This is a genomic window from Citromicrobium bathyomarinum, from assembly GCF_021021475.1.
Taxonomy (GTDB): Bacteria; Pseudomonadota; Alphaproteobacteria; order Sphingomonadales; family Sphingomonadaceae; genus Alteriqipengyuania; species Alteriqipengyuania bathyomarina.
Window position 1 is genome coordinate 837,570 of sequence record NZ_JAINWL010000001.1, and the last position, 25,481, is coordinate 863,050.

Sequence of the window (25,481 nt, forward strand, 5' to 3'; positions counted from 1 at the left end):
TCTGGTTACCCTGTCGGGTAAGCTTACAACGGCCCGCGCGTTAACCAGCACGGGCCGCAGGAACCCTCATCTGGCACAGGCTTTGCGTAGGTAATCCGCCGGCCGCGTTAAGGATGAAGATGCTCCGCAAGATTTCCCGCCTGTTCGTGATCAAGACGCGCTTCGAGGCGTTCCTGATCATCTACGCGCTCGCGCTGGGCGCAACCGCGCGCGGGGCCAACTATCTGGAGCAATATCCCGGCTGGGGCGGCAAGCTGCTGTTCCTCGCCTGCTCGGCTGCGGTGTTCATGGCGGGGGCAAAGATCCTCGACTGCCTGAGGCACGAGAAGGCTGCGAAGGAGGCGCAAGGCCAATCCACGCAGGGGGGCTGAGATGCCGATAGCGGATTTTCATCATCTTTGGTCGAGATCGAGCCGAGAATGGTGATCGGCGAGAACCGGCGCGCAGCGACCATCAAGGTCGTGAGCACCGGAAGCGCAGCCGGTTGCCGTTCGCAGGCCGATATCGATCGAAGAGGGGGAAATCCAAGGTGGGGGATTCTGTTGCTAGGCTCCCCCGGGCCCCCGGTATCCGTTCTGTTGCCCGGTCGGTCCAACCGCGCTTTAGCTTTGTAAATTCAGGCCGTTAGGCCATCAAATTACGCAGCGAGAGCGAGTGCTTCGTTATCGTTGGCACTTGTGAAATAAGCTTTTTACGGAGTGCTCATTCCGGGCAAAAACGATGCCTTTCAACGCATGTCGATCCTGGTTCGGCCCCATCAGGAAGCCCGCCCCTCTCGCTATCGGGACCGGGCCTTTTGGTGGAGCCGCCGGGTACTGCCCCCGGGTCCATTGCGTCTATTATACACCGCCATTTATCACCATAGCCGGCCGAAACCGGCACCGACCTATATAGGCGCTGCGCGCTGAATGTGAAGTGTACCCGAACACCGTCACCCCCGCGAAGGCGGGGGCCCAGCTCCTTCGGTCGGAGACGCACATGCGCGGGTGATGGGCTCCCGCCGTCGCGGGAATGACGAATTCGGCCAAAGTAGCTCCTCGGCTTCCCCCTCAGCCCATCGGCCCCTTGTCCGGCGCGTAGTCCGCCCCGCCCCGCTCCGCCTTCAGCTCGGCCAGAATCTTCTTCAGCACATCGAGCTGCGGGTCGGTCGGCACGTCGTCGCTCTTGGAGCTATCCTCCACCTCGGCCTGCTTGCGCTGCATTTCCTCGGTCACGCGGTTCACGCCGCGCACCAGCAGGAACAGCGCGAAGGCGACGATCAGGAAATTGATGATCGCGGTGATCAGCGCGCCGTAGCCGATCATCGCGACGCCCGCTTCCTTCAGCTGCTCGTAATTGTCGAGCGAGCCTTCATAGCCTTCGGGCACCTGGCTCAGCCGCAGGAACCAGTTGGAAAAGTCGATATCGCCGAACAGCCAGCCGATCAGCGGCATCAGCACCCCGTCGGTCAACTGCTTCACGATCCCGCTGAACGCCGCGCCGATCACCACGCCGACCGCCAGATCGATCACGTTGCCACGCGCGATGAATTTCTTGAATTCCTTGAACATGCGAGAGGTGCCCCCTTGGTCTAGCGCTCCGTTGTCGCCCTTTTGCACAGAGGCCCGGCGCGCGACAATCTTGCCCCCGATTGCACCCACAAATCCTTGCACCGGCGGGGGCGTGTCGTATATTGGCAATACACCATTTTTCCGGAGAGATAATTCGATGGCGTTCCGCAATCTCGTTCGATCGATCCTGCTCGCGCTCGGCCTCGTGTCGCTTAGCGCATGCGGCATCAACTCGGTCCCCACGGCAGAGGAAGAGGCAAACGCCCGCTGGGCCGACGTGCAGAGCGCGTATCAGCGCCGCGCAGATCTGGTCCCCAACCTCGTCAACACGGTGCGCGCTGCCGCGGCGAGCGAAGAAGACATCCTCACCCAGGTGATTCAGGCCCGCGCCAGTGCCACCCAGACGCAGCTGACCACGGACGATCTCAAGGATCCGGCGGCGATCCAGCGTTTCGACCAGGCGCAGAGCCAGCTGGGCGGCGCGCTCAGCCGCCTGCTCGTGACGGTCGAGAAGTACCCCGAGCTGCAGAGTCAGGCGCGTTTCGCGGACCTGATGACCCAGCTGGAAGGCACGGAAAACCGGATCGAAGTGGCGCGCAACCGCTACAACGAGGCGGTGCAGAAATATAACACCACCATCCGCACCTTCCCCGCGACGATCGCCGCCAACGTGATCTACGGTGCGGAGCCGATGGAAGGCTTCAAGGCGCAGGCTGGCAGCGAGATCGCGCCCGAAGTGAACTTCGACGACATGAGCAGCCCCAGCGCCGCCGCGCCCGCCAACGACAACGCGGCAACCGGCGCTGCTCAGAACGGGGCCGCGACCGGCACCGACAATTGATCGGGCGGCTTATGCCTGCCCGCTGTGTCGCCATTGCGCCGCTGCTGCTGGCCGCCTGTTCGCTGCAAAGCGCAGCGACGCCGGTGGCGCAGCGGCCCGATGGCCCCGTACTGGACGAGGCCGATGTTTTCGCGCCCGAAGCCGAGGCCGCACTCGACCAGGACCTGACCGAGTACTGGCGCACATCGGGCGTTGCGTTGGTCGTTTTCACCGACGCATCGCTCGGCGGCGAGTCGATCGAGCACGTGGCGAACGAGACGTTCAACGAATGGGGCATCGGTGACGAGACAACCAAGTGCGGCCTGCTCGTCCTCGTCGCACCCGCCGAGAGGACGGTACGGATCGAAGTGGGCCTCGGGCTGGAAGGCGATGTCAGCGACGTTCGCGCGAAGCGCATCATCGAGAATGCGATGATCCCTCTCTATCGCGCAGGCGACATCGCCGGAGGCACGCTGGCCGGGGTCGAGGAACTCAAGCGCGCCGCCCCCAATCCCCCGCAATGCCGTGAAGGTGCCCCCTCGTGACCCTGCTTAGAACCCTGCTCCTGTTCGCCCTCGCGCTGCTCGCGCTCCCCGCAGCGGCGCAGGAGCTCCCGCCGCGCCCCGAAGGGCCCGTCTATGACGGCGCGAACATGATCGACGCCGCGACAGAGGCCAAGCTCGACGAGGAACTGCGCGCCTATAACAAGGCGACCGGCCGCGCGGTGACCGTCGCGACCGTTCCCAGCCTCGATGGCGAGACGGTCGAAGGCTATGCGGTCAAGCTGTACGAGACCTGGGGCATCGGCGGCGAGCAGACCGACGAGGGCGCGCTGCTGCTGGTCGCGAAGGAAGAGCGCAAGATCCGGATCGAGGTCGGCTATGGCTCCACCCCCACGCTGACCGACGCGATGTCCGGGCGGATCATCCGCAACACGATCACCCCCGCCTTCAAGCAGGGCGATTTCAGTGGCGGGATCGCGGCAGGCGTCGCGCAGATGATCGAGGCGCTCGACATGGACCCGGCAACCGCCAGGGCGATCGAGGAAGCGGAGGCCGCCGCGCGCGCGCAGGAGGGTGACGAGGTGACCGGCGCAACCATCGGCGGCGCGTTCGTGTGGCTGATCCTGATTTTCGCCTTCATCGCCATCTTCGGGCGCGGCAAGAAGGGTCGCAGGCGGCGGCGCTACGGCGCAGGCAGCGCGGTGGGCGATGTGCTTCTGTGGACCGCGATCAACTCCGCACTCAACTCGGGTGACGGCGACGGCTGGGGCGGCGGTGGTGGCGGCTTCGGCGGTGGCGGAGGCGGCGGTGGTTTCGGCGGCTTCGGCGGCGGCATGTCCGGCGGCGGCGGCGCGAGCGGAGGCTGGTGATGCAGATAACCCACGCAGATAGCGAAGCGGTGACCCGCGCGGTCGCCGAAGCGGAGCTGAAAACTTCGGGCGAGATCGTCACGGTCGTGGCGCAGGAGAGCGACGGCTATACCGACGTCGCACTGGCGCTGTCGGCCTTCGTCGCCTTCACCGGGCTGGTGCTGCTCGCCTTCTTTCCCGATCCCGTCACCGGGCTGGTGGATACGCTGTCGGGCGGATGGAACAGCGAATGGACCGCGTCGGGCCTGCTGGGCCTCGCCAGCGCGATCACCATCGTGCTGTTCCTTGCGACCTTTGCACTGACGCTCAGCCCCGCGGTGCGCTTCGCTCTCATCCCGGGCCGGGTGAAGACGTTGCGGGTGGAAGACGCCGCGATCCGGCATTTCAAGGTCGGCGCGGAACGGCGCACGCATGGCCGCACCGGGGTGCTGATCTTCGTCTCCTTGCGCGAACACCGCGCGCAGATCGTCGCCGATTCCGCGATTGCCGAGCAGGTGCCGCCCGAAGTGTGGGGCGATGCGATGGTCGACATGCTGCGCGAGATCAAGGCGGGCCAGCTGGGCGCCGGGATCGCGGCGGGCGTGCGCGACGTAGGCGAAATCCTCGCGCCCCATTTCCCCCGCGCCGACGACGACCAGAACGAGCTGCCCGACCGCCTGATCCAGCTTTGATGGCGGTGAACTCCCCTCCCTGTGGGGAGGGGCCGGGGGTGGGGGTTCGACCTCTCGGCCCCGAGTACTCCCTCCCCACCCCCTTCCCTTAAGGGAAAGGGCGTTTTAGGGCCCGCCTGACATGAGCTTCCCCCCCGATCACGACGCGCCCGAGGAAATCCGCTGGCAGGGCGACTATATCGTCGCGAAGCAGCGGGGCCGGTGGGAATATGCCAGCCGCCCGCGCAATATCCGCGCCGCCGCGATCATCGCGATCGACGCCTCCGATTCCGGGGCACACGTGCTGCTGGTCGAACAGTACCGCGTACCGCTGGGCCGCCGCTGCCTCGAAATCCCCGCCGGGCTGGTCGGCGACGATGACGGTGCGTCGGACGAAAGCGCCATCACCGCCGCGCACCGCGAGCTGGAGGAAGAAACCGGCTACCGCGCGGCCAAGATCACCGATCTGGGCGAGTTCTTCTCCAGCCCCGGGATGGTCTCGGAAGGGTTTTCGCTGCTGCGCGCCGAAGGCCTGACCAAGGTCGGCGATGGCGGCGGCGTCGATGGCGAGGATATCACGGTCCACCGCGTAAAGCTGGCCGAGCTGGCCGCTTTCGTGGACGAGAAACGCGCAGCAGGGGTTGCTCTCGACGTGCGCCTCGCCATGCTGCTGATGACACAGAAAATTGGAGAGAACGGATGGCTGGACGGGTAGCGGGCAAGCTTGCCCTGATTACGGGCGCGGCGCAGGGGCTTGGCGCTCAGGCCGCGACCACGCTGGCGCGCGAGGGTGCGCGGGTGCTGTGCACCGACATCAACGGCGACGGCGCGCAGGCGACCGCCGATGCGATCAACGAAGAGCTTGGCGCGGACACCGCCTTCGCAATGACGCACGACGTGACCCAGCCCGACCAGTGGGATGCGGCGATCGAGATGGCGGAAGACAAGCTCGGCGGGCTGAGCATCCTGCTCAACAATGCCGGCATCGGCGTGCGCGGCAATATCGAGACCTGCACGCTGGAAGACTGGCGCCGCGGCTTCGCGATCAATGTCGATGGGCCGTTCCTGGGCTGCCAGAAGGCGCTGAAGCTGATGAAGGACAATCAGCCCGGCTCGATCATCAATATCAGCTCGATCGCGGGGTTGATCGCGAGCGACACCATGCCCGGCTACAATGCCAGCAAGGCGGCGGTGTGGATGCTGACCAAGTCGGTCGCGCTCTATTGTGCGAAGATGGGCTGGAATATCCGCTGCAACTCGATCCATCCGACCTTCGTCGATACGCCCATTCTGGATGGGATCGGCAAGAATGCCGGGCTCGACAAGGAAGTGGTGATGGGCAAGCTGGCGCGTCAGATCCCGCTCGGGCGGGTCGGCAAGCCGCAGGAAATCGCCAATGGCGTGCTCTATCTCGCCAGTGACGAGAGCAGTTTCATGACTGCGGCGGAGCTGCGGCTGGATGGCGGCATTTCGGCAATGTGAAGAAGGCTTGGTGCGGGGGCGATCCACTCGCCCCCGACCGGGAGTTGTGGCCGGAGTGGGCCTCCGGCCGGGTCAGTCGGCGATCGCCCACAGGATGAGATAGGCGATCAGCGGGGCGCCGGTCAGGAAGATGGTCGTCAGCACGAAGGCGAGGCGGACCATGGTGACGTCCCAACCGAAATACTTGGCGATCCCTGCGCAGACCCCGGCGATCGAGCCGCGCTGCCTGTCGAGGCGGAACTCGCGGGCGGGCCGCGATGCGTGGCGGTCGGTGTCGAGCTGGCTCATGCGACCATCCCGGCAGTATCGACCATCACGGGCACGATGGCGAAGGCGAAGGCGAGGCCGGTGAAGGCGAGTGCCCCGGCGGCGGCGAGCAGGTTGCGGGTAAGCGATTGCATGGTGTCAGTCTCCAGTGAAAAATCTGTGGTGGGGTGGCTCAGGCGATGACCAGGCCGGTCGGGCTGGCAGGGATGATCGCGGTGGCGAAGAACATGGCCGAGATGCCGACTGCGAAGACGGCGGCGAAGGTGTTGCGGGCGATGGATTGCATGGTGAGTGTGTCCTTTGAAAAGCGGTTGGTGAGGTAGGTCAGACTGTGGCGGCTCAGGCGATAACGAGGCCGGTGGGGCTGGCAGGGACGATCGCGGTGGCGAAGAAAACGGCGGAGATACCCAGCGCCATAACGGCGGCGAACATGCGGCTGCGGAGGTCGGTGGTGGTCATGTGAGTAGTTCCTTTCACGTTTCCGGGGGACCATCCCGCCGGATATCGACTACTTTGCAGGAGCCGTGCCAAGTTGAAGAAATGGCGAAATTGCGTGGTTCTGAGGTGAGCCGGACGACAACCACTCGTTCACCTTTCCGAAAGCTTGGGAATTTTTCCCAACTCTTGGAGCCGGGCTTCTCGCGCATTCCGCTGGCCTGCATCCGCGCACCGCGCTAGGCCGGATTTCAAAGGCCCCCATGGCGCTCGACCGCATCTCGATCCTCGATTTTCGCAACCATCGGCAGACCGCGCTGGAAGACACCGCGCGGTTCAATCTGCTCGTGGGTGCGAATGGTGCGGGCAAGACCAATGTGCTCGAAGCGCTCTCCCTGCTCGCCCCGGGCCGCGGGTTGCGGCGGGCGAAACTGCCCGAGATGGCGCGGATCGACGGGCCCGGCGGATTCACCGTCGCCGCACGGCTCCAGCCTGCCGACGGCGCGGAGCCGGTCCAGCTGGGCACCGTGGTCGATGCGGCACAACCCAATCGCCGCCGGGTGCGTGTCAACGGGGCGGAGCGCAGCGCGCTGGGCCTGTCCGAATGGCTCTCGGTCCGCTGGCTGACCCCGGCGATGGACGGGCTCTTTACCGACAGCGCGGGCGCGCGGCGGCGCTATCTCGACCGGCTGGCGCTGGCGACCGCGCCCGGCCACGCCGCGCTCTCCAACCGCTACGAAACCGCGCTGCGCAACCGCAATCGGCTGCTGTCGGACGACGCGCCGCCCGATCCGCAATGGCTCGATGCGCTGGAGGCGCAGCTGGCGGAGCACGGCACCGCGATCGCCGCCAATCGCCGCGCGCTGGTCGAGGAGTTGAACCGCGAGCTGGAGGCGCAGGCCGATGCGCTCTTCCCCCGCCCTCTCCTGGCGATCGAGCCGACCGGGCCGGAAGAGCATGCCGCATTGGCCGATGCCCTGCGCGGCAATCGCCGGACGGAACGCCGCGCAGGCCGCACGCTGATCGGCCCGCATCGCGCGGAACTGGCGGTGACGCTGGCCGACAAGGGCGTACCCGCCGCCCGCGCCTCGACCGGCGAGCAGAAGGCGATGCTGATCGCGATCACGTTGGCGCACGGCGCGCTGGCGACACGCGGGCGCGCGGGGCTACTGCTGCTGGACGAGGTTGCCGCGCATCTCGACCCGCAGCGGCGCGAAGCACTGTTCGCGCGCCTCGCCGCCAATGGTGAGCAGGTGTGGATGACCGGAACCGAGCGGATGCCGTTCGACCCGATCCTGCCCGACGCCGCCGTGTGGGACGTGTCTGGCGGTTCGCTGCGGCGGATCTGAGGCCGCCGGTCGCTTACTCGAAGGTTTCTGCAGTGACATGTTCCTTGGGGCTGGGTCCGTACTTGTTCGGCCCCGGCGTGCCCGGCAGCGCCATCACCACGATGAAGGCTATGGACGCTATCAGGCCGAGCAGCGGAATAGCGCTCAGGATAATGAAACCCAGATACCACCAGCCGGTCATCTCGCGATCGTGCAGGCGGCGCACCGACACCGCAATGCTGGGGATCAGCACGACCAGACCCCACACGATAAACAGCATCCCGAAGCCGCCGAAGAGGATCGAATAGACCGATGCAGGATCGTTCGGGTCTGCCGCCCCCAGACGGTCCGCAGTCGAGCCGGTGGTCACGATCAGAATGCCGATGACCGCGTAGACGATCACGTTGAGCAGCGCGAACATCCAGAATTCGAGCCGCCTCGAACGGCCTTGAAAATCGAAGTACCGCTTAAACGGCAGGATCATCCACTGCATCATTCTTCCCCCAAGGCATTGGGCGTGCACCTGCCCGCCCGGACGTTACCCGGCGATATTGTGCATGGCCGCAACGCTGCCGCAAGGCCGAACACCGCCGCTTCCATGCATCTCGACGCAAAAAAGAGGCCCCGCAACGGGGGCCTCTTCTCCTGGTGTCCAATTCTCTTGCGAGAGGCTTAGAACTTGAAGCGCACGGTGCCGCCATAGGTGCGCGGCGCGCTGGGATAGCCGGAAACCGAGCCAGACTGCGCAACGCTGGGGAAGACCGTCAGGATGTAACGGTCGTTGGTCAGGTTGCGGACATAGCCGGCAATCTCGATCCCGTTGGCGAGCGCCAGCGTGAGCGAGGCGTTGACCAGGTTCACTTCGCGGCGGAAGTTGTTGTCACGCACCGACGAAAGCCCGTTGTTCACGAACACGTTGCTCTCGTGGTTGTAGTCCACACGGGCGATCAGCTGGTTGCCGCTGTAGCCGAAATCGTGGGTGTACGTCGCCGAGGTCGAGATCGCGAACTCGGGGATGCCACCCGGCCGCATGCCGGTCAGGTCGCCAACCGGGGAGTTGGCGAAGCTGTCGTACGTCGCGTCGAGATAGGTCATCGCGAAGGTGATCGCCAGCGGGTCCGCCGGGGTGATGACCGTGTCGAACTCGAACCCGCGGGTCGACTGCTGTTCGGCGTTGGACAGCGCGAAGCCGGTGCCGGTGAACAGGTTCGACTGGAAGCCCTTGAGCGTCTGGTCGAACAGCGCGAGGTTGAACGAGATGCCCGGGTAGTTACCCTTCAGACCGATTTCATACACTTCGGCATTTTCCGGCCCGGCGAAGCGGGTGCCGACCGTCAGGTTGGTGATCGGCAGGCCCGCATCGCGGATCGGCGAGGACGGCGAGAGGAAGCGGCTGCCGCCGACCACGCCCGGCACACCCGCAGGGAGCGTGGCGGGAATGTAGTCACCGAACACCGGCCGGCTGTCACGCGACAGGTTGATCGAACTTGCCTTGAAGCCGGTCGCGTAGGTCACATAGGTGTTCAGCTCCGGCGTGATCTCGAACGAGGCACGCAGGGTGTAGGTGAACTTGTCGTCGTGGGTCTTGCCCGGTTCCACCGCGTTGGGGACGCCAAGGAACGGCGGCAGGAACTGCAGCGCGGCGAGGCCGAGCAGCGGGTTACACACCGCCGGGTTGGACACGCCGGTGGGGCACGGCGTCACCGCCAGCTGCGACACCTGGCCGAACACGGCCTGCCCCAGAGGGGTGCCGACGAAGGCATTGAACTGGGCCGGGTCGGTCGCGTCGATCCCGGCCGCATTGGCCAGGGCGCCGACGATATAGGCATCCGCCAGGTTGACGTTCGCCAGCGGATCGAGCGAGCGCTGCGAAAGCTGGAAGTCCTTGCGGTCGTCGGTGTAGTTGAAGCCCGCACTCAGGGTCAGACGATCGTCGAGCATGGTGAAGTCGAGCGTGCCGAAGACCGACCAGCTCTCGTTCTGCATCGCGAAGCTTTCCCGCGTGCTCGGGCCCGCAGCGAAGCTCGAACCCACCGGCAGACCAAGCTGGGTCTCGACCGCCGCGAGCGTGCCCGGGGTGCCGCCACCCGCCAGCAGATCGAAGAACAGGCGACCATCCGCGCCGTTGGTGATGCCGCTCTGCTGGGTGACGTCGTCGTTGTAGTAGAAGCCGCCGAGCAGGAAGTTGAACGGGCCGTCGAAGTCCGAGGCGACCCGCACTTCCTGCGTGAAGGTCTTGGCCTTCTGGTCACGGAACTCGCGGATGAAGTCGAGCCCGGTGAAATCGACGTCCTGGTTGAAGAAGTTGTCGAGCACACGATACGCGGTGATCGCGGTGACCCCGATCGTATCCAGATCGAGGTCGGCCTGCCACGAGAGACCGTAGCTTTCGACTTCGTTGACCGGCAGGAGGTTGAGCGCCGCGGTATCGCCGAAGAAATCATTGGTGATGATGTTGCCGCCTGCGGCGAACACCAGCGGCGTGGTCGGCCCGGCGACAAGGTTGTTCACCTGGCAGCAGATCTCGTCGATCTTGGAATAGTCGCCGATCGCACGCATGCGCAGCGGGCCGCCATTGTCGAACAGCAGGTCCGCACGCGCGTTCCAGCGGTTGCGATCGTTCAGCTTCTCATCGAAGCCGATCACTTCGGCGTAGCCGTCGCGCTTGTTGAGCCCGCCGGAAATCGCGAAGGCCAGATCGTCGGTCAGCGGACCGGTAAGATCGCCCTTCAGCACGAACTGGTTGAAGTTGCCGTAGGTCGCGCTGACCGAACCGCCGAAGTCGAACTGCGGCTCGCGCGTGATGACCGAGACGACACCGGCGCTCGCGTTCTTGCCGAACAGGGTCGACTGCGGACCGCGCAGCACTTCGATGCGGTTCACATTGGCAAGGTCGCCGATGGCGCCGGCAGAGCGCGACCGGAACACACCGTCGATGAACACACCGACCGACGGCTCGACACCGAAGTTGTTGTCGCCGTTACCGAAACCACGAATGATGAAGGTGGTGGTGGAAGAGTTCTGCAATTGGCTGACGCGCAGCGACGGGGTGACCGTCTGCACGTCGATAAGGTCGCGGATCTCGGCGCGCTCCAGCGTTTCGCCAGTGGTCACGCTGACCGAAACGGGCGCTTCCTGAAGGGTCTGTTCGCGCTTGGTCGCGGTGACGACGATGGTGTTGCCACCCAGCGCCTGCTCCAGCTCTTCCGCGGTCTCGACATCCTCGCCGTTGTCGGACTGGCCGGCAGGCGCGTTGTCCTGCGCGTGGGCTGCGACCGGCAGCGCGAGCGCGGCAACACCGGCAAACAGGGCGTGGCGGGAAAATCCGGCGATGCCGGAGGACGAATGAGCCATCGAGTGCTTCCTCTCTCATGTGGTTTCGGTGCGCATGGTTTGCGCTTGGTTTCACCAGTAAACCGCGAGTTTCCCGCACTCAACTCCGAAAAGCGCAGAATCCGGCGGGCTCGCGCACAAGTGTTGCTCAAACGGCACAGGAAATGGCGCACGCTCGTGCATGCCGTAACGGAATGGGGCAGGTCGCCAAATGCTTTGCGATGAGCCGAAATCCTTGTCGCAGCACCATTTCCGTCCGATTCGCAGGCACGAGAGCACGACCGACCTCACACAAAGCCTCACACAGGCGTGGCCTAACCCGCCTGCACGCGGGTTTAACGCGCGCATCACTTGCTGCATCGCACCAAGGCGGCTAAGGGCGCGGCGCAACAGCGCCCCGCGCGCGTCTCCCTCCCCGAAAGCGAACCTCTCCCATGTCCCTGCGCAATATCGCAATCATCGCCCACGTCGACCACGGCAAGACCACGCTGGTCGACCAGCTGTTCCGCCAGTCCGGCACCTTCCGTGAAAACCAGCGCGTCGAAGAGCGGGCGATGGATTCCGGCGACCTCGAAAAGGAACGCGGGATCACCATCCTCGCCAAGTGCACCAGCGTCGAATGGCAGCACGGCGACGAGACCACCCGGATCAACATCGTCGACACCCCCGGCCACGCCGACTTCGGCGGTGAGGTGGAGCGTATCCTGAGCATGGTCGACGGCGTCATCCTGCTGGTCGATAGCGCCGAAGGCCCGATGCCGCAGACCAAGTTTGTCACCGGCAAGGCGCTGGCGCTGGGCCTGCGCCCGATCGTGGTCGTCAACAAGATCGACCGCGCCGACGCCCGCCCGCAGGAAGTGCTCGACGAAGTGTTCGACCTGTTCGCCAATCTCGACGCCACGGACGAGCAGCTCGAATTCCCCAGCCTGTGGGCCTCGGGCCGCGACGGTTATGCGAGCGAGGACGAGAACGCACGCGAAGGCGATCTCCAGCCGCTGTTCAAACTGATCGTCGACCACGTGCCCGCACCCGGCCTCGACACCGACGGCCCCTTTGCCTTCCTCGCCACCCTGCTCGACCGTGACAACTTCATGGGCCGTGTGCTCACCGGCCGCGTCCAGCAGGGCAAGATCAAGGTCAACGACCCGATCCACGCGCTCGATCGCGACGGCAAGGTGATCGAAGTCGGCCGCGCGACCAAGCTGATGAGCTTCGACGGGCTCGACCGCGTGCCCGTGGAGAGCGCGCAGGCGGGCGACATCATCGCGATGGCCGGCCTCGAAAAGGCGACCGTCGCCAACACCATCGCCGACCCTGCGGTGAAGGAACCGATCGCCGCGCAGCCGATCGACCCGCCCACGCTCGCGATGCGCTTTGCCGTCAATGACTCGCCTCTCGCGGGCCGTGAGGGCGACAAGGTGACCAGCCGCATGATCCGCGACCGCCTGAACCGCGAAGCGGAAACCAACGTCGCCATCCGCGTGACCGAAGCCGACGACAAGGATAGCTTCGAAGTCGCGGGTCGCGGCGAACTGCAGCTGGGCGTGCTGATCGAGACGATGCGCCGCGAAGGCTTCGAACTGGGCATCTCGCGCCCGCGCGTGCTGTTCAAGGAAGAGAACGGCCAGCGGCAGGAGCCTTACGAAACCGTCGTGATCGATGTGGATGACGAATTCTCCGGCACGGTCGTCGAGAAGATGCAGCGCCGCAAGGCCGAGCTGACCGAGATGCGCCCGTCGGGCCAGGGCAAGACGCGCATCACCTTCTCCGCCCCCAGCCGCGGCCTGATCGGCTACCACGGCGAATTCCTGTCCGACACGCGCGGCACGGGGATCATGAACCGCCTGTTCGAGAAGTACGACGCCTACAAGGGCCCGATCGAAGGCCGCCAGAACGGCGTGCTGATCTCGATGGTGCCGGGCGAGGCCGTGCCCTACGCGCTCAACGCGCTGGAAGACCGCGGCGAGCTGTTCATCGGCGGCGGCGCGAAGATCTACGAGGGCATGATTATCGGCGAGAACGCCAAGCCCGACGATCTCGAAGTCAACCCGATGAAGTCGAAGCAGCTGACCAACTTCCGCTCGACCGGCAAGGACGACGCCATCCGCCTCACCCCCCCGCGCGTGATGACGCTGGAACAGGCGATCGCCTATATCGACGACGACGAGATGGTCGAAGTCACCCCGCAGAACATCCGCCTGCGCAAACGCCACCTCGACCCCCACGAGCGCAAGCGCCACAAGCGCAAGATGGACTCGTAAGCAGCTTCAGGCGGAGGCTTCGGCCTCCGCCCTTTCCTGATTGAGCCGGAACAGGCGGGCGAGGATTTCGTCCTCCGCCCCGTCGATCCATTCCGGCAGCGCGTCCGGTGACGCCTTGTTCTTGAACAGGTTACCCCAGCCATAGGCATCGGCGACAGCTACATCGAGCGCGCGATGCGCGTTGTCGAGCCATGTCGGGCGAGCATTGTACAGGTTGGTGAGGGTGCGTTTCTTCAACTCCTTCGCCGCAGCCTCATCCTTCGGCAGGATGCGGTCGGGATAACCTTCAACCACCTCGGGCACACGCTCGATCCACTCCGGCGGGTTAAGCCAGTTTTCCCGCAGTTCGTTGAGCCGTGCCGCCGCTGCCGCAATGGCGTGCGCGCGCGGATCAGCGGCATAGTCGGCAGCGGGAATGTCGGGCGTCAGGCCTTCGGGGAATGGGAAAGTCTCGAAGGTTGTTGAGGGCGTGTAGCGAGGACGATCCTCGAGCGCCGTACCCATGCGCAATGCCCATAGCTCGTGGAAACGACTGTGCAGAATACCGAAGGTCGTGTCGTCATCGCGGGCTATTGCCACCGTGGCAGAGTCAGCAACGACCGCAGATGCGCGCCAAACAAATAGGCGGTGCTTCGATACCCTTGGAGTCACGATCTGTCTTTGCAAACCGCAAAGGGCGCCCCTGAGTTCAGGGCGAGCGCGCCACAGGCGCCACCAATATTTGTTGAGAGCCTCATTATCGCGTTTTGCCCTGAAGGGCTTCACCCGTTCAGCAGCTATAGTCCAAGGCCGTTCGTATAAAGATGCTGTTGTCTCGGTCGCGTCGTCCGCAAACGCAATGATCCATTGATCCGACGACCGGCGCGTAATGTCCTGCCCATTTGTCCACGGCCTAACCACATCACGATTAAATGATCCGTCCGGATTGCTCGGCTGCTGGACCAACTGCCGCGCTTCATCACCTGATATTTGGAATGGGCCATAGCTTATGACACCCTGAAACGCACACTCGCTATTTGAGGACAACTTTATTGCCTTGGTCAAATCGACGGTCTCAATTCCGCCAGTGAGGTCCGAATAGATTTGAGGAACTCGACAGCCATTAAGCAGCCCGGGCTCGCCATGAACCTTGTCGAAGCACACAATCGAGACTCGAACGGCAGCTCCATCGACTGTCCATTTTTCATCACTCAAGGCCTCGAAAACCCGCCCTCCGGCGACCACCGGCTTCAGAACTTCGCGGTTAGCACCGCCTCTGATTGAATTGGTTGCAACCAAACCTGCCCGCTCGAGTCGATTATCTCTTATCCTCTCCCATGCCTTAGCAAACCAATAGCAAACAAGATCGGCACCGCCTGGTACAGTGCCAGAGTATGCGTGTCGCAAACTTTCCGCATACTTCGCGCCCAGTTCAGGGACGATCTTGCGATCCCCGAGAAACGGTGGATTCCCGACCACCACGTTCGCTTCTGGCCATTCCGCTCGGCAAGGCCTACCCTCTTCATCCAGCACGGGGTCGCCCTGCTTGTCCGTCACCAGCACGGCATCGCGGTTCTCGATATTGCCGAGCGGTTTGAGAATGGGATTCTTCGCCGCTTCGAAGCCGTTCCGCCGCATCCACTGGATTTCGCCTATCCAGACAGAAACCCGCGCCAGCTCCGCCGCGTAGGTGTTCAGCTCAATGCCCAGCACACATTCTGGACCCACCGTAGGTGAGAACCGGCCTAAACCAAACTGTTCGGCTTCCAAGTTGACGAGGTGCTCAATATCCTTGAGTGCCAAAAGTGCCAGATACAGAAAATTTCCCGACCCACACGCTGGATCGAGCACACGAAAATTGCGAAGCCGGTCGATGAACGCTCCGTGCAACTCTTGTGCGCCTTTTAACGCCTTAGCCTCCGCCCGTCGCGCAGCGGCGTAGACTTTTTTCGCTTCACTCTGTCTGGCCGGAGTCCGGCTTCTGGCTTCTTCAGCTTTACGGATATTCGCTTCGATTTCGTTACGAATAGCCTCCCAATCAGCCGTGAGTGGACGAACAATCACCGGCTCTACGATCTGCATAATCTTGTCGCGGTCGGTGTAGTGCGCCCCCAACTGGCTGCGCTTGTCAGGGTCCAGCCCACGCTCGAACAAGGTGCCGAGGATTGAAGGGTCGATTTCCGACCAGTCCAGCGCGGCAGCGGCAATCAGGTTGTCAATGTCCGCGCGCTCCAGCGGCAAGGCGCTGTCATCGTCGAAGAGGCCACCGTTGAACCAATCGATGGGAGTAAAACCGACGCGCCCGTTCTTCTTGGCCATGGCCCGGAAAAGCTGGCTGGCATTCTCCGTGAAACTATCCGCATCGCCGATGCTTGCCTTCAGCATGGCGGTGAACATGTGGCCGGGCAGTAACCCGACGTCCTCGGCAAACATGCAGAAGACCAACCGGTTTACGAAGTGCGCGACGGCATGGGCCTCGTGCCCCCGCTTGCGCAGCCGCTGCGCCAGTTCGGAAAATTCCTCGGCAGCTTCCTCGGTTAGCATCTGCCGCGTCTTGGCAGGCTTCAATTGCTCGGGGTCGAGGAAGCAATTGCGCAGGAGGTCGCGCGTCGCGCCGTCCCGCAGATCGTCCAGCCGAACTTCGTGGACCTCCTGAACCGTGTTGGTCCAGTTCGTGTGAATGCGAAAGCGATCCATGTCGCACACGATCAGCAGCGGCGGATTTTCCAGCGCGATGGCGTATTGCTGAAGCTGCGCAAAGGCGCGGTCGAGGTCCTTCTTCTTGCCCTTGTATTCCCAGGCAAAGCATCCCTTGCGCCAGACATCGGCCCAACCTTCGCCGCCGCCGGTCTTCGACGCGCCCTTCTCGAAGGTGAACCACTCCCCCTTCGGGTCGACGCTGGCGGGCTTGGGGATGTCCAGCAGTTCGCATAGGTCGAGGAAGTGTTCCTGCGCCGCGCTACGCTCTTTCAGCTCTGCGGCGTGCCACTTCTTGATAAACTCGGTCGGTGTCACTCGCGTCTCCCTAATCTGGAAGTCTTAGCGCAGCGGAGTCGCCGGACAACCCGATGATTTTCCTACTCCCCCGCGCGGCGCTATAGCTGGCATTGCTCTTTGTCCGCTCTTTGTCATCGTCCCGCTCCGGCGTTCCTCGCCCCTCCCGCGCGTTGATCGAACCGCTCGATCAGTCGCGCACCGCTGATCGGTTTGATTTCTCCCTTTAGACACTGTGTCAGGTGTGTCAGGCCTCGGATCGACGCGCGCTCCGGTGGCCGCTTGCGGGGCACTTTCCAGCCCACGGTGGCCAAAGCGCTCAGCATCCGTTAACCAGCGCCGCCATGCAGACAGGCGTACTCATCTCACTCGCAGCCTATTTCGTCCTCATGCTGGCGATCGGGCTATTTGCTTGGAAGAAATCGACCGATACCTCGGAAGGGTATCTGCTCGCCGGACGCGGGCTGTCGCCGGGGGTGGCGGCGCTCTCCGCCGGGGCGTCGGACATGTCGGGCTGGCTGTTGCTGGGCCTGCCCGGCGCGCTCTACGCCGCCGGCCTGGTCGAAGCTTGGATCGGCATCGGCCTGTTCCTGGGCGCGGTGCTCAACTGGACGATCGTCGCGCCGAGACTGCGCGAACAGACCGAACGGCTGGGCAATGCGCTGACCATTCCGGAGTTCATGGCCAACCGCTTCCCCAGCCGCGCGGTGGCGCTGCGGGTGGTCTCCGCGATCGTGATCGTGGTGTTCTTCATGGTGTACTCCGCCGCAGGCCTGGTCGGCGGCGGCAAGCTGTTCGAAACCGCCTTCCCCGCGCTGCTGCCCGATACGGGGTTGAGCGACTACATGATGGGCGTGTGGATCACCGCGGGCGTGGTGCTGGCCTACACGATGGTGGGCGGGTTCCTCGCGGTGAGCCTGACGGACTTCGTGCAGGGGGTGATCATGCTGCTGGCGCTGGTGGTGATGCCGCTGGTGGTGATGTTCGGCCCCGGCGGGAGCGCGGGCGACAGCCTGACCGAGATCCAGCCCGGCTTCCTCAGCCTGACGCAGGGGCTGACCGCGATCGGCTGGCTCAGCGCGGTGACCTGGGGCCTGGGCTATTTCGGGCAGCCGCACATCATCGTGCGCTTCATGGCGATCCGCTCGATCCCCGAGGTCGCGACGGCGCGCAATATCGGGCTGATCTGGATGTTCGTGTGCCTGCTCGGCTCGCTGGGCATCGGGCTCGCGGGGCGCGCCTATGCGGACCGCAACGGGATCGTGGTCGACGATCCGGAGACGATCTTCGTGGTGCTGGCGGACCTGCTGTTCCACCCGCTGGTGACCGGCTTCCTGCTCGCCGCGCTGCTGGCCGCGATCATGAGCACGATCTCCTCGCAGCTGCTGGTCTCGTCCAGCTCGCTGACCGAGGATTTCTACCGCCTGTTCCTGCGCCGCGATGCGAGCGAGCGTGAGGCGGTGAACGTGGGCCGCGTCAGCGTGCTGATCGTGGCGTTGGCCGCGATCTGGGTCGCGAGCGATCCGGAAAGCGAAGTGCTGGGCCTGGTCGCCAATGCCTGGGCCGGGTTCGGTGCCGCATTCGGGCCGCTGATCCTGCTCGCCCTGGTCTGGCCGCGGATGACCGGGTCCGGCGCGCTCGCCGGGCTGGTGGTCGGCGCGCTGACGGTCGGTATCTGGATCGCGCAGGGCTGGAACAGCGAGTTCCTGGGCGGCCCGGGCGTGTACGAAATCATCCCCGGCTTCATCGCCTCGACCATCGCGGTCGTATTCGTCAGCCTCGCCACCAAGGAAGAGGATCTGGGCCACTACGCGGTCGAGGGCGAGCCCGAGGCAGCTTAGCTGGCGTCGCTCCCGGTCACGACCTCGACGATCGCGTCCACCACCCCGGGCGCGAGCGGCAGGTCGGGGGCGGCATAGGTAGCAAGGTTGGCCGCGCGGGTGTCGTCCGGCACCTGCTTGAGGACGTGGTTCACACGCTCGAGGATCACCAGCGTTGCATCGGGCCGCACGGAGGCCAGCGCCCGCGCGTCGGCGGCGGGCGTCTGCAGGTCCGCGGTGCCGTTGAGGATCAGCACCGGCAGATCATGCGCCGCGATCAGCTCGGCCGGCTCCTGCCGGAACACGCTGCCGAGGAAGCCCTGCACCTGCGGGGCGAACAGCGGCACGAGTGCGGGATGCATCCCGGCAGCCGGAACGCTCTCGCCCGCCTTCAGCTTAGCGATGATCGCGTCGATCTCGGGCAATATCGGAGCATTTGCGGGATTGGCGGCGAGCTGCGCCCTGAGGACATCGCCAAGGTTGCGCGCCACGCTCGCCACCAGCAACAGCCCGCAATAGCGCGACGGGTCCTTCGCCGCTGCCGCCATACCCATCAGTCCGCCCTCGCTATGGCCGAGCAGCCAGACGCACTGCCCGCCGCTTGCTTGGGAGATCGTGTCCGCCCAGCTCTCTATGTCGGCGACATAGTCGTCCACGGTCACTGCGTTGGGATCGGGCACCGCGGCCGCGCTGCCGAACATCCCGCGCTTGTCGATCCGGACCGAGGCAATGCCCCGCTGCGCCAGCGCCTCGGCAAGCAGCTTGTAGGTCTGCGCCGCGATGCCCAGCGGGCTGTTGCCGTCGCGGTCGGTCGGGCCGGAGCCGGGTACGATCAGCACTGCGGGAGTCCCTTGCGCGAGCGTGCCCTCCAGCGTGCCAGCAAGGTCGCCCTGCAAACCGGCATTGGTGGTGGTGATTGCCTCCTTGGCGAACAAGGGACTCGCCACTGCCGAGAGCATCAGCGCGGTCGCAAGCGTGATAGCTCTGCGCATCTTACGCCTCCTTCCCGGCGTGGCGGTGGCTGCGCCAGAACCACCAGCTGTAGACCACCGGCACCAGCGCGGCGAGCAGCGTGCCGCCGAGCATCACTGCCAGACGCAGTCCGGCAGACACATCCAGCAGCGCCGCGATCGCGAGTGCGACGCCCGCCAGCATGAACAGCTTGCCGCCCAGCCGATGGGTCGCGACCCAGTTGTCTTCATCGGTGATCGTCCACGGCGTCCGGATACCGACGAAGAACCCGGGGCGCGACTTGGGCAACGTGTTGCCGATCACCACGAACAGCAGGCCGACCAGCAGCATGATCGCCCCTGCACCGGGCGAATAGCCGAAGACCGGCGCCGCGATGATGCCCTGCAGGGCGACGAACAGCGCCATCATCCCGATCCAAACCGCGCGCAGCAGCGGCGCGGATTTGTCGAGCTTGTCCTGCAGCGGCTCCAGCATCGGAGTGACCGCGAAGACAAGCGCGACGAACAGGGAGACACCTGCGGGCATCAGCAACGCGGGCAGCGGGGCCATCGTCTGGTCGACTTCGCCGGCAGCGTTCCAGTGGGTCGGCAATTCCATCCCCACGGGCGCGATGCCCGCAACCCAGAAGGCAAACCCTGCCATCAGCGCGACGAGCAGCAGATTGACCAGCAACAGCGATCGTACCTTCATGTGCTTTCCTTTCCATTCAAACCGTCGCGCTGCGACACGGCGTCCGGTGCGGAGCCGATCCCGACACGTCCCATGAACCCGTGCAGCGCCTCTTCGAGCGTGGACATGTTGATCGTGTAGACCACCGATCCCCGGCGGTTTTCGCCCTGGATCAGCCCGGCTTCCTTCAGCTTGGCGAAGTGGCCGGACATGGTCGGCTTGGACACGGGGAAGCGATCGGCGAGATCGCCTGCGGTCATCCCGCCCGACTTGAGCAGTTCGAGCACTTCCCGCCGGATGGGGTGCGAAAGGGCATCGAAAACCTTGTTCATAGGCATTTAGCTAAATGCCTAAATGATTCGCGTCAAGATGCGCGTTAGGCGCACGGCCACAGGTGCGGTAGAATAGCGAAAGGTCGCGCAGGGAGAGGATGACGAGATGGCGAGAGTGACGGGCCTGGGCGGCGTATTCTACGTCGTGAAAGATCCCGCTGCGACACAGCGGTGGTATGAAGAAATGCTCGGCCTGACCGGCGATTAGGGCCCGCAGATCCCATGGTCGAACGAGCCGCACGCAGCGCCCTACTCGCTGATCAGCCACTTCGCGGACGACAAGTATATCGAACCCGGCAAGGGCGGCTTCATGATCAACCTCAGGGTCGATGATTGCGACGCGATGGTCGAGCAGTTGAAGGCCAAGGGGGTCGAGATCTTCGGTCAGGTCGATGAAGGCTATGGCAAGTTCGCCTGGCTGCTCGACCCCGACGGGGTGAAGATCGAGTTGTGGGAACAGGGCGACACGCGCGATTCCTGACCACTCGCCACTCAGGGTTCTCACGTGCTAGACCGGCGCGGGGTCGCGCGATTGGGGGGAGTTAATCCGGGTATGATTGCGCATCTGATGCCGCGCGCCGTGCTTCTGGCAACGGCTGGCTTCCTGCTCGCCAGCCCGATCGCCGCGAACGATTCCGAGGCCGAGATTTCGGTGGGCGGGATCACCCTCACCCCCTCGGGCGACCTCAGGCTGGTCAGCGAAGACCTGTACCTCTCCGCCGACAAGGTGACGGTCGACTACCTGTTCGAGAACCCGACCGGCCGTGCGATCACCACCACCATCGCTTTTCCGATGCCATCGCAACCGCGCGGGATGCTGGCGCGCGGGGGTTATTACGAGACGAGCGAGGACTGGTCGGGCTTCGGCTTCGCCACCCGGATCGACGGACGGCCCGTGCGCCTGCTGCAAATGGACCGCGCGAGGATCGGCGACCGCGACGTGACCGAACAGGTCATCGGCAACGGCTGGCCGGTCTACTGGACCGATACGATCGACGGCAATCCCTTCGCCAACGTGCCGGGCGCGCGGCTCGCCACACCGCTGGCCGATGGCATGGCGATCCGTGATCCGCTGTTCGAGGATCGGGTGGTGCCCGCGTGGGAGGGGATCACCTATTTCGTGCGAGAGCAGACTTTCCCGCCCAACTCGAAAACCCGCGTAAACCACGAATATGCGCCGATGACCGGCGGCAGCGTGGGCGGCGCGCTGTACCCGCAATATCGCGAGGACGACGAGTGGGGCACGCTGGCCGAATATCGCGGGCGCTACTGTGTCGACGACCATTTCCTCGCCGGGGTCGACCGTCGTCTGGCCAAGGCGGCGCGTGGCGCGCAGGACCAAGCATATATGCAGGAGACGTGGCTCGGCTACGTCCTGTCATCCGGGGCCAACTGGAACGGCCCGATCGAACGCTTCCGGCTGGTGGTGGACAAGGGATCACCCGACAATCTGGTCAGCTTCTGCATGGTTGACGTGACGAAGATCGGTCCCACGCAGTTCGAAGTCGTGAAGACCGACTTCGAACCGACGCGAGACCTGAATGTGCTTATCGTGGAATTCTACAGCCCAGCCGATTGAGGCCTACTGGAAAGCCTGGAAATTGGGCTGGCCGTTCGATGCGCTGACTCCGCCATCCACGGGCAGGTTCACACCGGTGACGTGGCGCGCATCCTCGCTGGCAAGGAAGGCGACCACCGCCGCGACATCCTCCGGCTCGCCCGCGCGGCCCAGCGGGATGCGGCGCAGGAAGGCGTTGTACAACTCGTCGTTATCACGAATGCCCTCGCTCATCTCGGTCTTGGTCATCGAGGGACACACCGCGTTCACGCGGATGCCCTGATTGCCCAGTTGCAGCGCAAGGCCGCGCGTCAGGTTCGTCACCGCGCCCTTGCTCGCGTTGTAGATCGGCATGGTCCAGTCGCCGCCGGTGCCAGACACGCTGGAGGTGTTGACGATCGAGCCGCCGCCGGGCGCGTCACTCTTGGCGAGGTGCGGGATCGCGGCGCGGCACAGGTACAGGACGCCCTTCACGTTGATGTCGATCACTGTGTCGATATCGTCGTCGCTCGCCTCGGCAAGTGGGCCTGCCGTCGCGGTGCCCGCATTATTGACCAGGCAATCGAGCCCGCCGAACCGCTCGACAGTGCGCGCGACCAGTTCCTTCGCGAAGGCGGCGTCTGATACGTCCCCCTCCACCAGCAGCGTGCGGGCATCGTCCAGATCGCTCGCCACGCTCTCCAGATCATCGCGGCTGCGGCTGTTGAGGACCACATTGGCACCCTCCTGCGCAAAGCGGCGGGCGATGGCTGCGCCGATCCCCTTGGAAGATCCGGTCACGATCACGGTGCGGTCGGTAAAGCGTTGCATGCATTCCTCTTTCTGGCTGCGTCACCTTGGCAATGGGCGGCCCCCGCGAATGTTTCCGGGCACCCGCCCTTAGGCCCGTGTTAACCAAGCCCCGACCATGATCGCACCGTCATGCACCTATCGAGATCCCTTCTTGTGGCCTGCATCGCGATCGGCCTTTCCGGCTGCCAGCTGCTGCCCAGCGGTGGCGGGCGCGCCGACCGGCCGGGACCGCGCACCCCGACCAGCGCACCGCAGACCGGCGCGGTCGCGCCGAGCCTCATCGGCCAGCAGTGCCTCGCCAAACTGGGTGCCTCTGGCGCGAGTTTCTCGCCCCTGCCCAACGCCTACGACGCGCCCGGCTGCACCCGGATCGACACCGTCTCGCTGAGCGATCTGCGGGGCGATGCGGGCCGCTTTGGAATCGCCAATATCGGACCGGTCACCTGCCAGACCGCGAGCACCTTCGCAGGCTGGGTCCGCTACGGTGTCGATCGCGCGGCGCGGGCCTATCTCGGCAGTCCGCTCGCCCGGATCGAGACGATGGGCAGCTATTCGTGCCGCAACGTCGCGGGCACCAGCAGACGCTCCGCCCACGCGCGGGCGGAGGCGATCGACGTCGCTGCCTTCGTGCTCGAAGACGGGCGGCGCATTTCGGTGATCGGGGACTGGAAGGGCGGCAGCTCGGACGAGCGCCAGTTTCTACGAGTGGTACGCGAGAGCGCATGCAAGCGCTTCGGCACCGTGCTCAGCCCCGATTACAACGCCGCGCATGCCGATCATCTGCATCTGGAAGTGGGCGACAGCAGCTTCTGCCGCTAGTCAGTCCTCGTCGGCCCAGTCTATCTCGCGGGCGACCGCACGGATCGCCTCGGGCGAATAGGAAAAGCCCATATGGCTGCAGCGCAGGGCAACCGCCCGGTCGCGCTCACCCGGGTAGCCGGCGGCCGAGCGCGGGCTGATCGCGCCGTCGCGCGGGCTCCACAGCGCCACGGTTTCGACCGGGGGCTTGCGTGAAAGCTGCGCGGCGATCTTCACATCGGCAATCCGGTGGCCGGCAACCGCCTGATAGATCCGCCACACATTGTTCGCGCGCAGATTGCCCGAAAAGGGCGAGCCCATCGAAATCACCTTCGCCACCGCATCGGGCTGACGCTTGGCCAGTTCGCGCGCGTAGAGCCCGCCGAGGCTCCAGCCGACCAGAACCACCGGTGCGCCCGCCCGCTGGCGCAGGTCGAGCAGGCGGTTTTCCAGCTGGCTGAACAGCTCTTCCGAAAAGCCCCAGTTATAGCCGCAACCCCAGCGCTTGACCGTATGGCCCGCATCTTCCAGCCGCCGCGCGAAATAGCGCATCTTGATCGGGTTGGTCCCGAAACCGGGCAGCACCATCACCATCCGCGGGGTTTGTGCCTTGGCTATGCGGAACGGTTTGAACAGGCTGCGGTAAAGGCGGCGCGCGGGTTCGATCATGTAGCCAAGCTCGCGCAGCAGCAGCCACAGGCGCGGGCCGGTAGAGCCGTCGGGATCGGGTTCGCTGGCAAGTTCGATGCGGCGCGCCCACTCGCTGTCGGCGAGCGCGGTGAACCCGTACACGCCGGTGCTGGGTGCTGGCTGAGCGGTGGCCTGTGGTATCCTGAAAAACCCTCGCATGCCTTCATAATGCGGCAAGAGGCTTAGAGTTTCACGAATGCGTCGACACTGGTCCTATGCGCAGGGCGCATGGGTGGTGCGCGCGCCTACTTCGCCTCGCCGGGGCACTCGCCGATCCGCTCGCTCGTCACGCGCATGTCGATACCGCCCTTACCGCCTTCGAACCCGGCGACGGTCATCCTCAGGTCGGTTGCGGTCTCGCTCAGCGTGCCCTCGATCCGGGCCTCCGTCTCCGGCTGGAACTGGTCACCCTTGCAGGTCATCACCGCGTTCAGCGTACCATCCTGCAGATCGTAGCTATCGAAGCGACAAGCATCGCGGCCCTGCATGTCGAGCAGCATCTCACGATAGCCACCAGCGACGTCCGCCTGTGTGAGACAGGTCGTATCGTCGGCAAACTGGCTGCCCGAGGCATCGCCGCCCGCCCCGCCGATACTCACCTGCATGCGGTACAGCCCGGGCTGGAGGACGACATCCCCATCCACCTTTTCGGGCGGCGCCTCGTCCTTGTCGTAGAGCGACTCCCCGCAGCCCCCCAGACCCAGCGCGAAGGACAGGGTCAGGAGCGCAACGATGCCGCCCCGGGGTACAACGCGCTTGGTCATGGTGTGCCTTTATCGCTTGCTTGTCAGTTTGGTCCGGTGGCGGGCGGCGTGACTAGGCCGGGCAGTCGCCGATCCGCTTGCCGGTGACGGTGCCCTTCATGGTGACATCGCCTGCACGCGTGCCGCTGATCCGGTTGTCCATGGTGAGCGTGAAGCTCTCGTCCCCGAACGTGCCGTCCATTGCGATTTTGGCCGTGCCGCCCTCATCGGTTGCGCAGGTCATCCGCAGGGTCAGGTTGCCGCCTGCATGGTCGAACTTGTCATAGGTGCAGTTGTCGTTCTTCTCACCGCCGAAGAAGCCCGCGTTGGGCCGGTCCGCTTCCTCCTGCGTCAGGCAGGATGTGGTCGTCATCGCGCTGCCCATCTGCTTGGTCATGAAGTCCTTCATCTTCTCGGGCACGCCGGGAATATCGAATTCGGTGAACTCGATCGTGTTTTCCCACTGGCCGGGGCGCATGGTGATCTCGTCGCCGGCAGCAGCGACTTCGCTGGCCATTTCCTCGCTGGTGAGTTTGCCATCGGCGTCGGCCTTGTCGGCATTATCGCTCGCGCCGTCGGAGCAGGCGGCCAGCAGGGCCAGGCAGGCGGAAGCGGCAAGAATGGTGCGCATGGTGT

The 25,481-nt window shown here is 64.8% G+C and carries 27 protein-coding genes and 1 other RNA gene; 13 read left to right on the plus strand and 15 right to left on the minus strand.

The features are described 5' to 3' along the window. The first annotated feature begins 119 nt into the window (after positions 1 to 119). The gene (locus K7H93_RS04280) at positions 120 to 371 is read left to right on the plus strand and encodes a hypothetical protein (protein ID WP_197637759.1); all 252 of its coding nucleotides are present in this window, start codon (positions 120 to 122) and stop codon (positions 369 to 371) included. A 193-nt stretch (positions 372 to 564) separates the two neighbouring features. Here K7H93_RS04280 and ssrA read toward each other — a convergent pair. Both ssrA and mscL read right to left on the minus strand, forming a co-directional pair. After that, positions 565 to 919, minus strand: a transfer-messenger RNA (tmRNA) gene (gene ssrA, locus K7H93_RS04285). 130 nt (positions 920 to 1,049) lie between these two features. Continuing rightward, on the minus strand, positions 1,050 to 1,550 hold the full coding sequence (gene mscL / locus K7H93_RS04290; protein WP_230782639.1) for a large conductance mechanosensitive channel protein MscL: 501 nt from the start codon (positions 1,548 to 1,550) through the stop codon (positions 1,050 to 1,052). Positions 1,551 to 1,707: 157 nt separating this feature from the next. On the opposite strand from mscL, the gene K7H93_RS04295 reads away from it, so the two are divergent. From K7H93_RS04295 to K7H93_RS04320, 6 genes are all read left to right on the plus strand, one after another. Next, complete coding sequence (locus K7H93_RS04295; protein ID WP_230782640.1) at positions 1,708 to 2,391, plus strand: LemA family protein; 684 nt, start codon at positions 1,708 to 1,710, stop codon at positions 2,389 to 2,391. 11 nt (positions 2,392 to 2,402) lie between these two features. Then, the gene (locus tag K7H93_RS04300; RefSeq protein WP_054526235.1) at positions 2,403 to 2,915 is read left to right on the plus strand and encodes a TPM domain-containing protein; all 513 of its coding nucleotides are present in this window, start codon (positions 2,403 to 2,405) and stop codon (positions 2,913 to 2,915) included. Next, the gene (locus K7H93_RS04305; RefSeq protein WP_230782641.1) at positions 2,912 to 3,742 is read left to right on the plus strand and encodes a TPM domain-containing protein; all 831 of its coding nucleotides are present in this window, start codon (positions 2,912 to 2,914) and stop codon (positions 3,740 to 3,742) included. The genes K7H93_RS04300 and K7H93_RS04305 overlap by 4 nt, the downstream gene beginning before the upstream one ends. After that, entirely contained in the window at positions 3,742 to 4,413 is a 672-nt protein-coding gene (locus K7H93_RS04310) for a TPM domain-containing protein (RefSeq protein WP_230782642.1), read from the plus strand. Before K7H93_RS04305 ends, K7H93_RS04310 begins: the two co-directional genes overlap by 1 nt. A 121-nt stretch (positions 4,414 to 4,534) precedes the next feature. Then, a complete protein-coding gene (locus tag K7H93_RS04315; protein ID WP_230782643.1) occupies positions 4,535 to 5,107 on the plus strand; it encodes an NUDIX hydrolase in 573 nt (190 codons plus the stop codon). Next, the gene (locus tag K7H93_RS04320; RefSeq protein ID WP_230782644.1) at positions 5,092 to 5,874 is read left to right on the plus strand and encodes an SDR family oxidoreductase; all 783 of its coding nucleotides are present in this window, start codon (positions 5,092 to 5,094) and stop codon (positions 5,872 to 5,874) included. Before K7H93_RS04315 ends, K7H93_RS04320 begins: the two co-directional genes overlap by 16 nt. 72 nt (positions 5,875 to 5,946) lie before the next feature. Here the strand turns inward: K7H93_RS04320 and K7H93_RS04325 are convergent, their stop codons facing one another. The 3 genes from K7H93_RS04325 to K7H93_RS04335 all read right to left on the minus strand — a co-directional run bounded on the left by K7H93_RS04325 (position 5,947) and on the right by K7H93_RS04335 (position 6,600). Further along, positions 5,947 to 6,162 carry a PspC domain-containing protein gene (locus K7H93_RS04325; protein WP_230782645.1) on the minus strand — a complete coding sequence of 72 codons (216 nt, stop codon included), beginning with the start codon at positions 6,160 to 6,162 and terminating at the stop codon, positions 5,947 to 5,949. Between the two features lie 151 nt (positions 6,163 to 6,313). After that, entirely contained in the window at positions 6,314 to 6,427 is a 114-nt protein-coding gene (locus K7H93_RS04330) for a hypothetical protein (RefSeq protein WP_010234194.1), read from the minus strand. A 53-nt stretch (positions 6,428 to 6,480) separates the two neighbouring features. Further along, complete coding sequence (locus tag K7H93_RS04335; protein ID WP_010234192.1) at positions 6,481 to 6,600, minus strand: hypothetical protein; 120 nt, start codon at positions 6,598 to 6,600, stop codon at positions 6,481 to 6,483. Between the two features lie 239 nt (positions 6,601 to 6,839). Here K7H93_RS04335 and recF point away from each other — a divergent pair, with 239 nt between their 5' ends. Next, positions 6,840 to 7,925 carry a DNA replication/repair protein RecF gene (recF, locus tag K7H93_RS04340; RefSeq protein ID WP_230782646.1) on the plus strand — a complete coding sequence of 362 codons (1,086 nt, stop codon included), beginning with the start codon at positions 6,840 to 6,842 and terminating at the stop codon, positions 7,923 to 7,925. A gap of 13 nt (positions 7,926 to 7,938) precedes the next feature. On the opposite strand, the gene K7H93_RS04345 is transcribed toward recF, so the two are convergent. Next, positions 7,939 to 8,388, minus strand: coding sequence for a DUF805 domain-containing protein (locus K7H93_RS04345; RefSeq protein WP_338080278.1), 450 nt, complete (start codon positions 8,386 to 8,388; stop codon positions 7,939 to 7,941). A 188-nt stretch (positions 8,389 to 8,576) separates the two neighbouring features. Then, positions 8,577 to 11,258, minus strand: coding sequence for a TonB-dependent receptor (locus K7H93_RS04350; RefSeq protein WP_230782648.1), 2,682 nt, complete (start codon positions 11,256 to 11,258; stop codon positions 8,577 to 8,579). A gap of 413 nt (positions 11,259 to 11,671) precedes the next feature. Here K7H93_RS04350 and typA point away from each other — a divergent pair, with 413 nt between their 5' ends. Beyond that, positions 11,672 to 13,498, plus strand: a complete 1,827-nt coding sequence (gene typA, locus K7H93_RS04355; protein ID WP_010234183.1) for a translational GTPase TypA — start codon at positions 11,672 to 11,674, stop codon at positions 13,496 to 13,498. Positions 13,499 to 13,504: 6 nt separating this feature from the next. Here typA and K7H93_RS04360 read toward each other — a convergent pair whose 3' ends face one another. Continuing rightward, entirely contained in the window at positions 13,505 to 16,492 is a 2,988-nt protein-coding gene (locus tag K7H93_RS04360) for a class I SAM-dependent DNA methyltransferase (protein ID WP_230782649.1), read from the minus strand. Positions 16,493 to 16,815: 323 nt separating this feature from the next. Here K7H93_RS04360 and putP point away from each other — a divergent pair, with 323 nt between their 5' ends. Beyond that, positions 16,816 to 18,312 carry a sodium/proline symporter PutP gene (gene putP / locus K7H93_RS04365; RefSeq protein ID WP_230782650.1) on the plus strand — a complete coding sequence of 499 codons (1,497 nt, stop codon included), beginning with the start codon at positions 16,816 to 16,818 and terminating at the stop codon, positions 18,310 to 18,312. On the opposite strand, the gene K7H93_RS04370 is transcribed toward putP, so the two are convergent. Genes K7H93_RS04370 through K7H93_RS04380 form a run of 3 tightly spaced genes read right to left on the minus strand, consistent with a single transcriptional unit; the run spans position 18,309 to position 20,264 of the window. Beyond that, positions 18,309 to 19,283 (minus strand): alpha/beta hydrolase, encoded by a 975-nt coding sequence (locus K7H93_RS04370; RefSeq protein WP_230782651.1) that lies wholly within the window; start codon positions 19,281 to 19,283, stop codon positions 18,309 to 18,311. The genes putP and K7H93_RS04370 overlap by 4 nt on opposite strands. A gap of 1 nt (position 19,284) precedes the next feature. Continuing rightward, on the minus strand, positions 19,285 to 19,953 hold the full coding sequence (locus K7H93_RS04375; protein ID WP_230782652.1) for an SdpI family protein: 669 nt from the start codon (positions 19,951 to 19,953) through the stop codon (positions 19,285 to 19,287). Then, positions 19,950 to 20,264: a metalloregulator ArsR/SmtB family transcription factor gene (locus K7H93_RS04380; protein WP_010234167.1), complete on the minus strand. Its 315-nt coding sequence runs from the start codon at positions 20,262 to 20,264 to the stop codon at positions 19,950 to 19,952. Before K7H93_RS04380 ends, K7H93_RS04375 begins: the two co-directional genes overlap by 4 nt. A 310-nt stretch (positions 20,265 to 20,574) precedes the next feature. Between K7H93_RS04380 and K7H93_RS04385 the strand changes: the two genes are divergently transcribed. Continuing rightward, positions 20,575 to 20,745 carry a VOC family protein gene (locus tag K7H93_RS04385; RefSeq protein WP_230782653.1) on the plus strand — a complete coding sequence of 57 codons (171 nt, stop codon included), beginning with the start codon at positions 20,575 to 20,577 and terminating at the stop codon, positions 20,743 to 20,745. 87 nt (positions 20,746 to 20,832) lie between these two features. After that, the gene (locus K7H93_RS04390) at positions 20,833 to 21,843 is read left to right on the plus strand and encodes a DUF4424 family protein (RefSeq protein WP_230782654.1); all 1,011 of its coding nucleotides are present in this window, start codon (positions 20,833 to 20,835) and stop codon (positions 21,841 to 21,843) included. 3 nt (positions 21,844 to 21,846) lie between these two features. Here K7H93_RS04390 and budC read toward each other — a convergent pair whose 3' ends face one another. Further along, on the minus strand, positions 21,847 to 22,632 hold the full coding sequence (gene budC / locus K7H93_RS04395; RefSeq protein ID WP_230782655.1) for a meso-2,3-butanediol dehydrogenase: 786 nt from the start codon (positions 22,630 to 22,632) through the stop codon (positions 21,847 to 21,849). 135 nt (positions 22,633 to 22,767) lie between these two features. On the opposite strand from budC, the gene K7H93_RS04400 reads away from it, so the two are divergent. Further along, positions 22,768 to 23,433 carry an extensin family protein gene (locus K7H93_RS04400; RefSeq protein ID WP_230782656.1) on the plus strand — a complete coding sequence of 222 codons (666 nt, stop codon included), beginning with the start codon at positions 22,768 to 22,770 and terminating at the stop codon, positions 23,431 to 23,433. Here the strand turns inward: K7H93_RS04400 and K7H93_RS04405 are convergent, their stop codons facing one another. The 3 genes from K7H93_RS04405 to K7H93_RS04415 form a co-directional block, all read right to left on the minus strand. After that, on the minus strand, positions 23,434 to 24,261 hold the full coding sequence (locus K7H93_RS04405) for an esterase/lipase family protein (RefSeq protein WP_230782657.1): 828 nt from the start codon (positions 24,259 to 24,261) through the stop codon (positions 23,434 to 23,436). Between the two features lie 86 nt (positions 24,262 to 24,347). Further along, positions 24,348 to 24,866, minus strand: a complete 519-nt coding sequence (locus K7H93_RS04410) for a DUF3617 domain-containing protein (protein ID WP_226661187.1) — start codon at positions 24,864 to 24,866, stop codon at positions 24,348 to 24,350. A gap of 52 nt (positions 24,867 to 24,918) precedes the next feature. Continuing rightward, complete coding sequence (locus K7H93_RS04415; RefSeq protein ID WP_230782658.1) at positions 24,919 to 25,476, minus strand: DUF3617 domain-containing protein; 558 nt, start codon at positions 25,474 to 25,476, stop codon at positions 24,919 to 24,921. Between the last annotated feature and the right edge of the window lie 5 nt (positions 25,477 to 25,481).

Coding starts and splice junctions, on each gene's coding strand:
- K7H93_RS04375 (WP_230782652.1), bottom strand. CDS start 19,953: ATGAAGGTACGATCGCTGTTGCTGGTCAATCTGCTGCTCGTCGCGCTG.
- K7H93_RS04380 (WP_010234167.1), bottom strand. CDS start 20,264: ATGAACAAGGTTTTCGATGCCCTTTCGCACCCCATCCGGCGGGAAGTG.
- K7H93_RS04300 (WP_054526235.1), top strand. CDS start 2,403: ATGCCTGCCCGCTGTGTCGCCATTGCGCCGCTGCTGCTGGCCGCCTGT.
- K7H93_RS04280 (WP_197637759.1), top strand. CDS start 120: ATGCTCCGCAAGATTTCCCGCCTGTTCGTGATCAAGACGCGCTTCGAG.
- K7H93_RS04370 (WP_230782651.1), bottom strand. CDS start 19,283: ATGCGCAGAGCTATCACGCTTGCGACCGCGCTGATGCTCTCGGCAGTG.
- mscL (WP_230782639.1), bottom strand. CDS start 1,550: ATGTTCAAGGAATTCAAGAAATTCATCGCGCGTGGCAACGTGATCGAT.
- K7H93_RS04415 (WP_230782658.1), bottom strand. CDS start 25,476: ATGCGCACCATTCTTGCCGCTTCCGCCTGCCTGGCCCTGCTGGCCGCC.
- K7H93_RS04335 (WP_010234192.1), bottom strand. CDS start 6,600: ATGACCACCACCGACCTCCGCAGCCGCATGTTCGCCGCCGTTATGGCG.
- K7H93_RS04410 (WP_226661187.1), bottom strand. CDS start 24,866: ATGACCAAGCGCGTTGTACCCCGGGGCGGCATCGTTGCGCTCCTGACC.
- K7H93_RS04350 (WP_230782648.1), bottom strand. CDS start 11,258: ATGGCTCATTCGTCCTCCGGCATCGCCGGATTTTCCCGCCACGCCCTG.
- K7H93_RS04310 (WP_230782642.1), top strand. CDS start 3,742: ATGCAGATAACCCACGCAGATAGCGAAGCGGTGACCCGCGCGGTCGCC.
- recF (WP_230782646.1), top strand. CDS start 6,840: ATGGCGCTCGACCGCATCTCGATCCTCGATTTTCGCAACCATCGGCAG.
- K7H93_RS04345 (WP_338080278.1), bottom strand. CDS start 8,388: ATGATCCTGCCGTTTAAGCGGTACTTCGATTTTCAAGGCCGTTCGAGG.
- K7H93_RS04385 (WP_230782653.1), top strand. CDS start 20,575: ATGATCAACCTCAGGGTCGATGATTGCGACGCGATGGTCGAGCAGTTG.
- K7H93_RS04325 (WP_230782645.1), bottom strand. CDS start 6,162: ATGAGCCAGCTCGACACCGACCGCCACGCATCGCGGCCCGCCCGCGAG.
- K7H93_RS04405 (WP_230782657.1), bottom strand. CDS start 24,261: ATGCGAGGGTTTTTCAGGATACCACAGGCCACCGCTCAGCCAGCACCC.
- K7H93_RS04315 (WP_230782643.1), top strand. CDS start 4,535: ATGAGCTTCCCCCCCGATCACGACGCGCCCGAGGAAATCCGCTGGCAG.
- K7H93_RS04295 (WP_230782640.1), top strand. CDS start 1,708: ATGGCGTTCCGCAATCTCGTTCGATCGATCCTGCTCGCGCTCGGCCTC.
- putP (WP_230782650.1), top strand. CDS start 16,816: ATGCAGACAGGCGTACTCATCTCACTCGCAGCCTATTTCGTCCTCATG.
- K7H93_RS04390 (WP_230782654.1), top strand. CDS start 20,833: ATGCCGCGCGCCGTGCTTCTGGCAACGGCTGGCTTCCTGCTCGCCAGC.
- budC (WP_230782655.1), bottom strand. CDS start 22,632: ATGCAACGCTTTACCGACCGCACCGTGATCGTGACCGGATCTTCCAAG.
- K7H93_RS04320 (WP_230782644.1), top strand. CDS start 5,092: ATGGCTGGACGGGTAGCGGGCAAGCTTGCCCTGATTACGGGCGCGGCG.
- typA (WP_010234183.1), top strand. CDS start 11,672: ATGTCCCTGCGCAATATCGCAATCATCGCCCACGTCGACCACGGCAAG.
- K7H93_RS04330 (WP_010234194.1), bottom strand. CDS start 6,427: ATGCAATCCATCGCCCGCAACACCTTCGCCGCCGTCTTCGCAGTCGGC.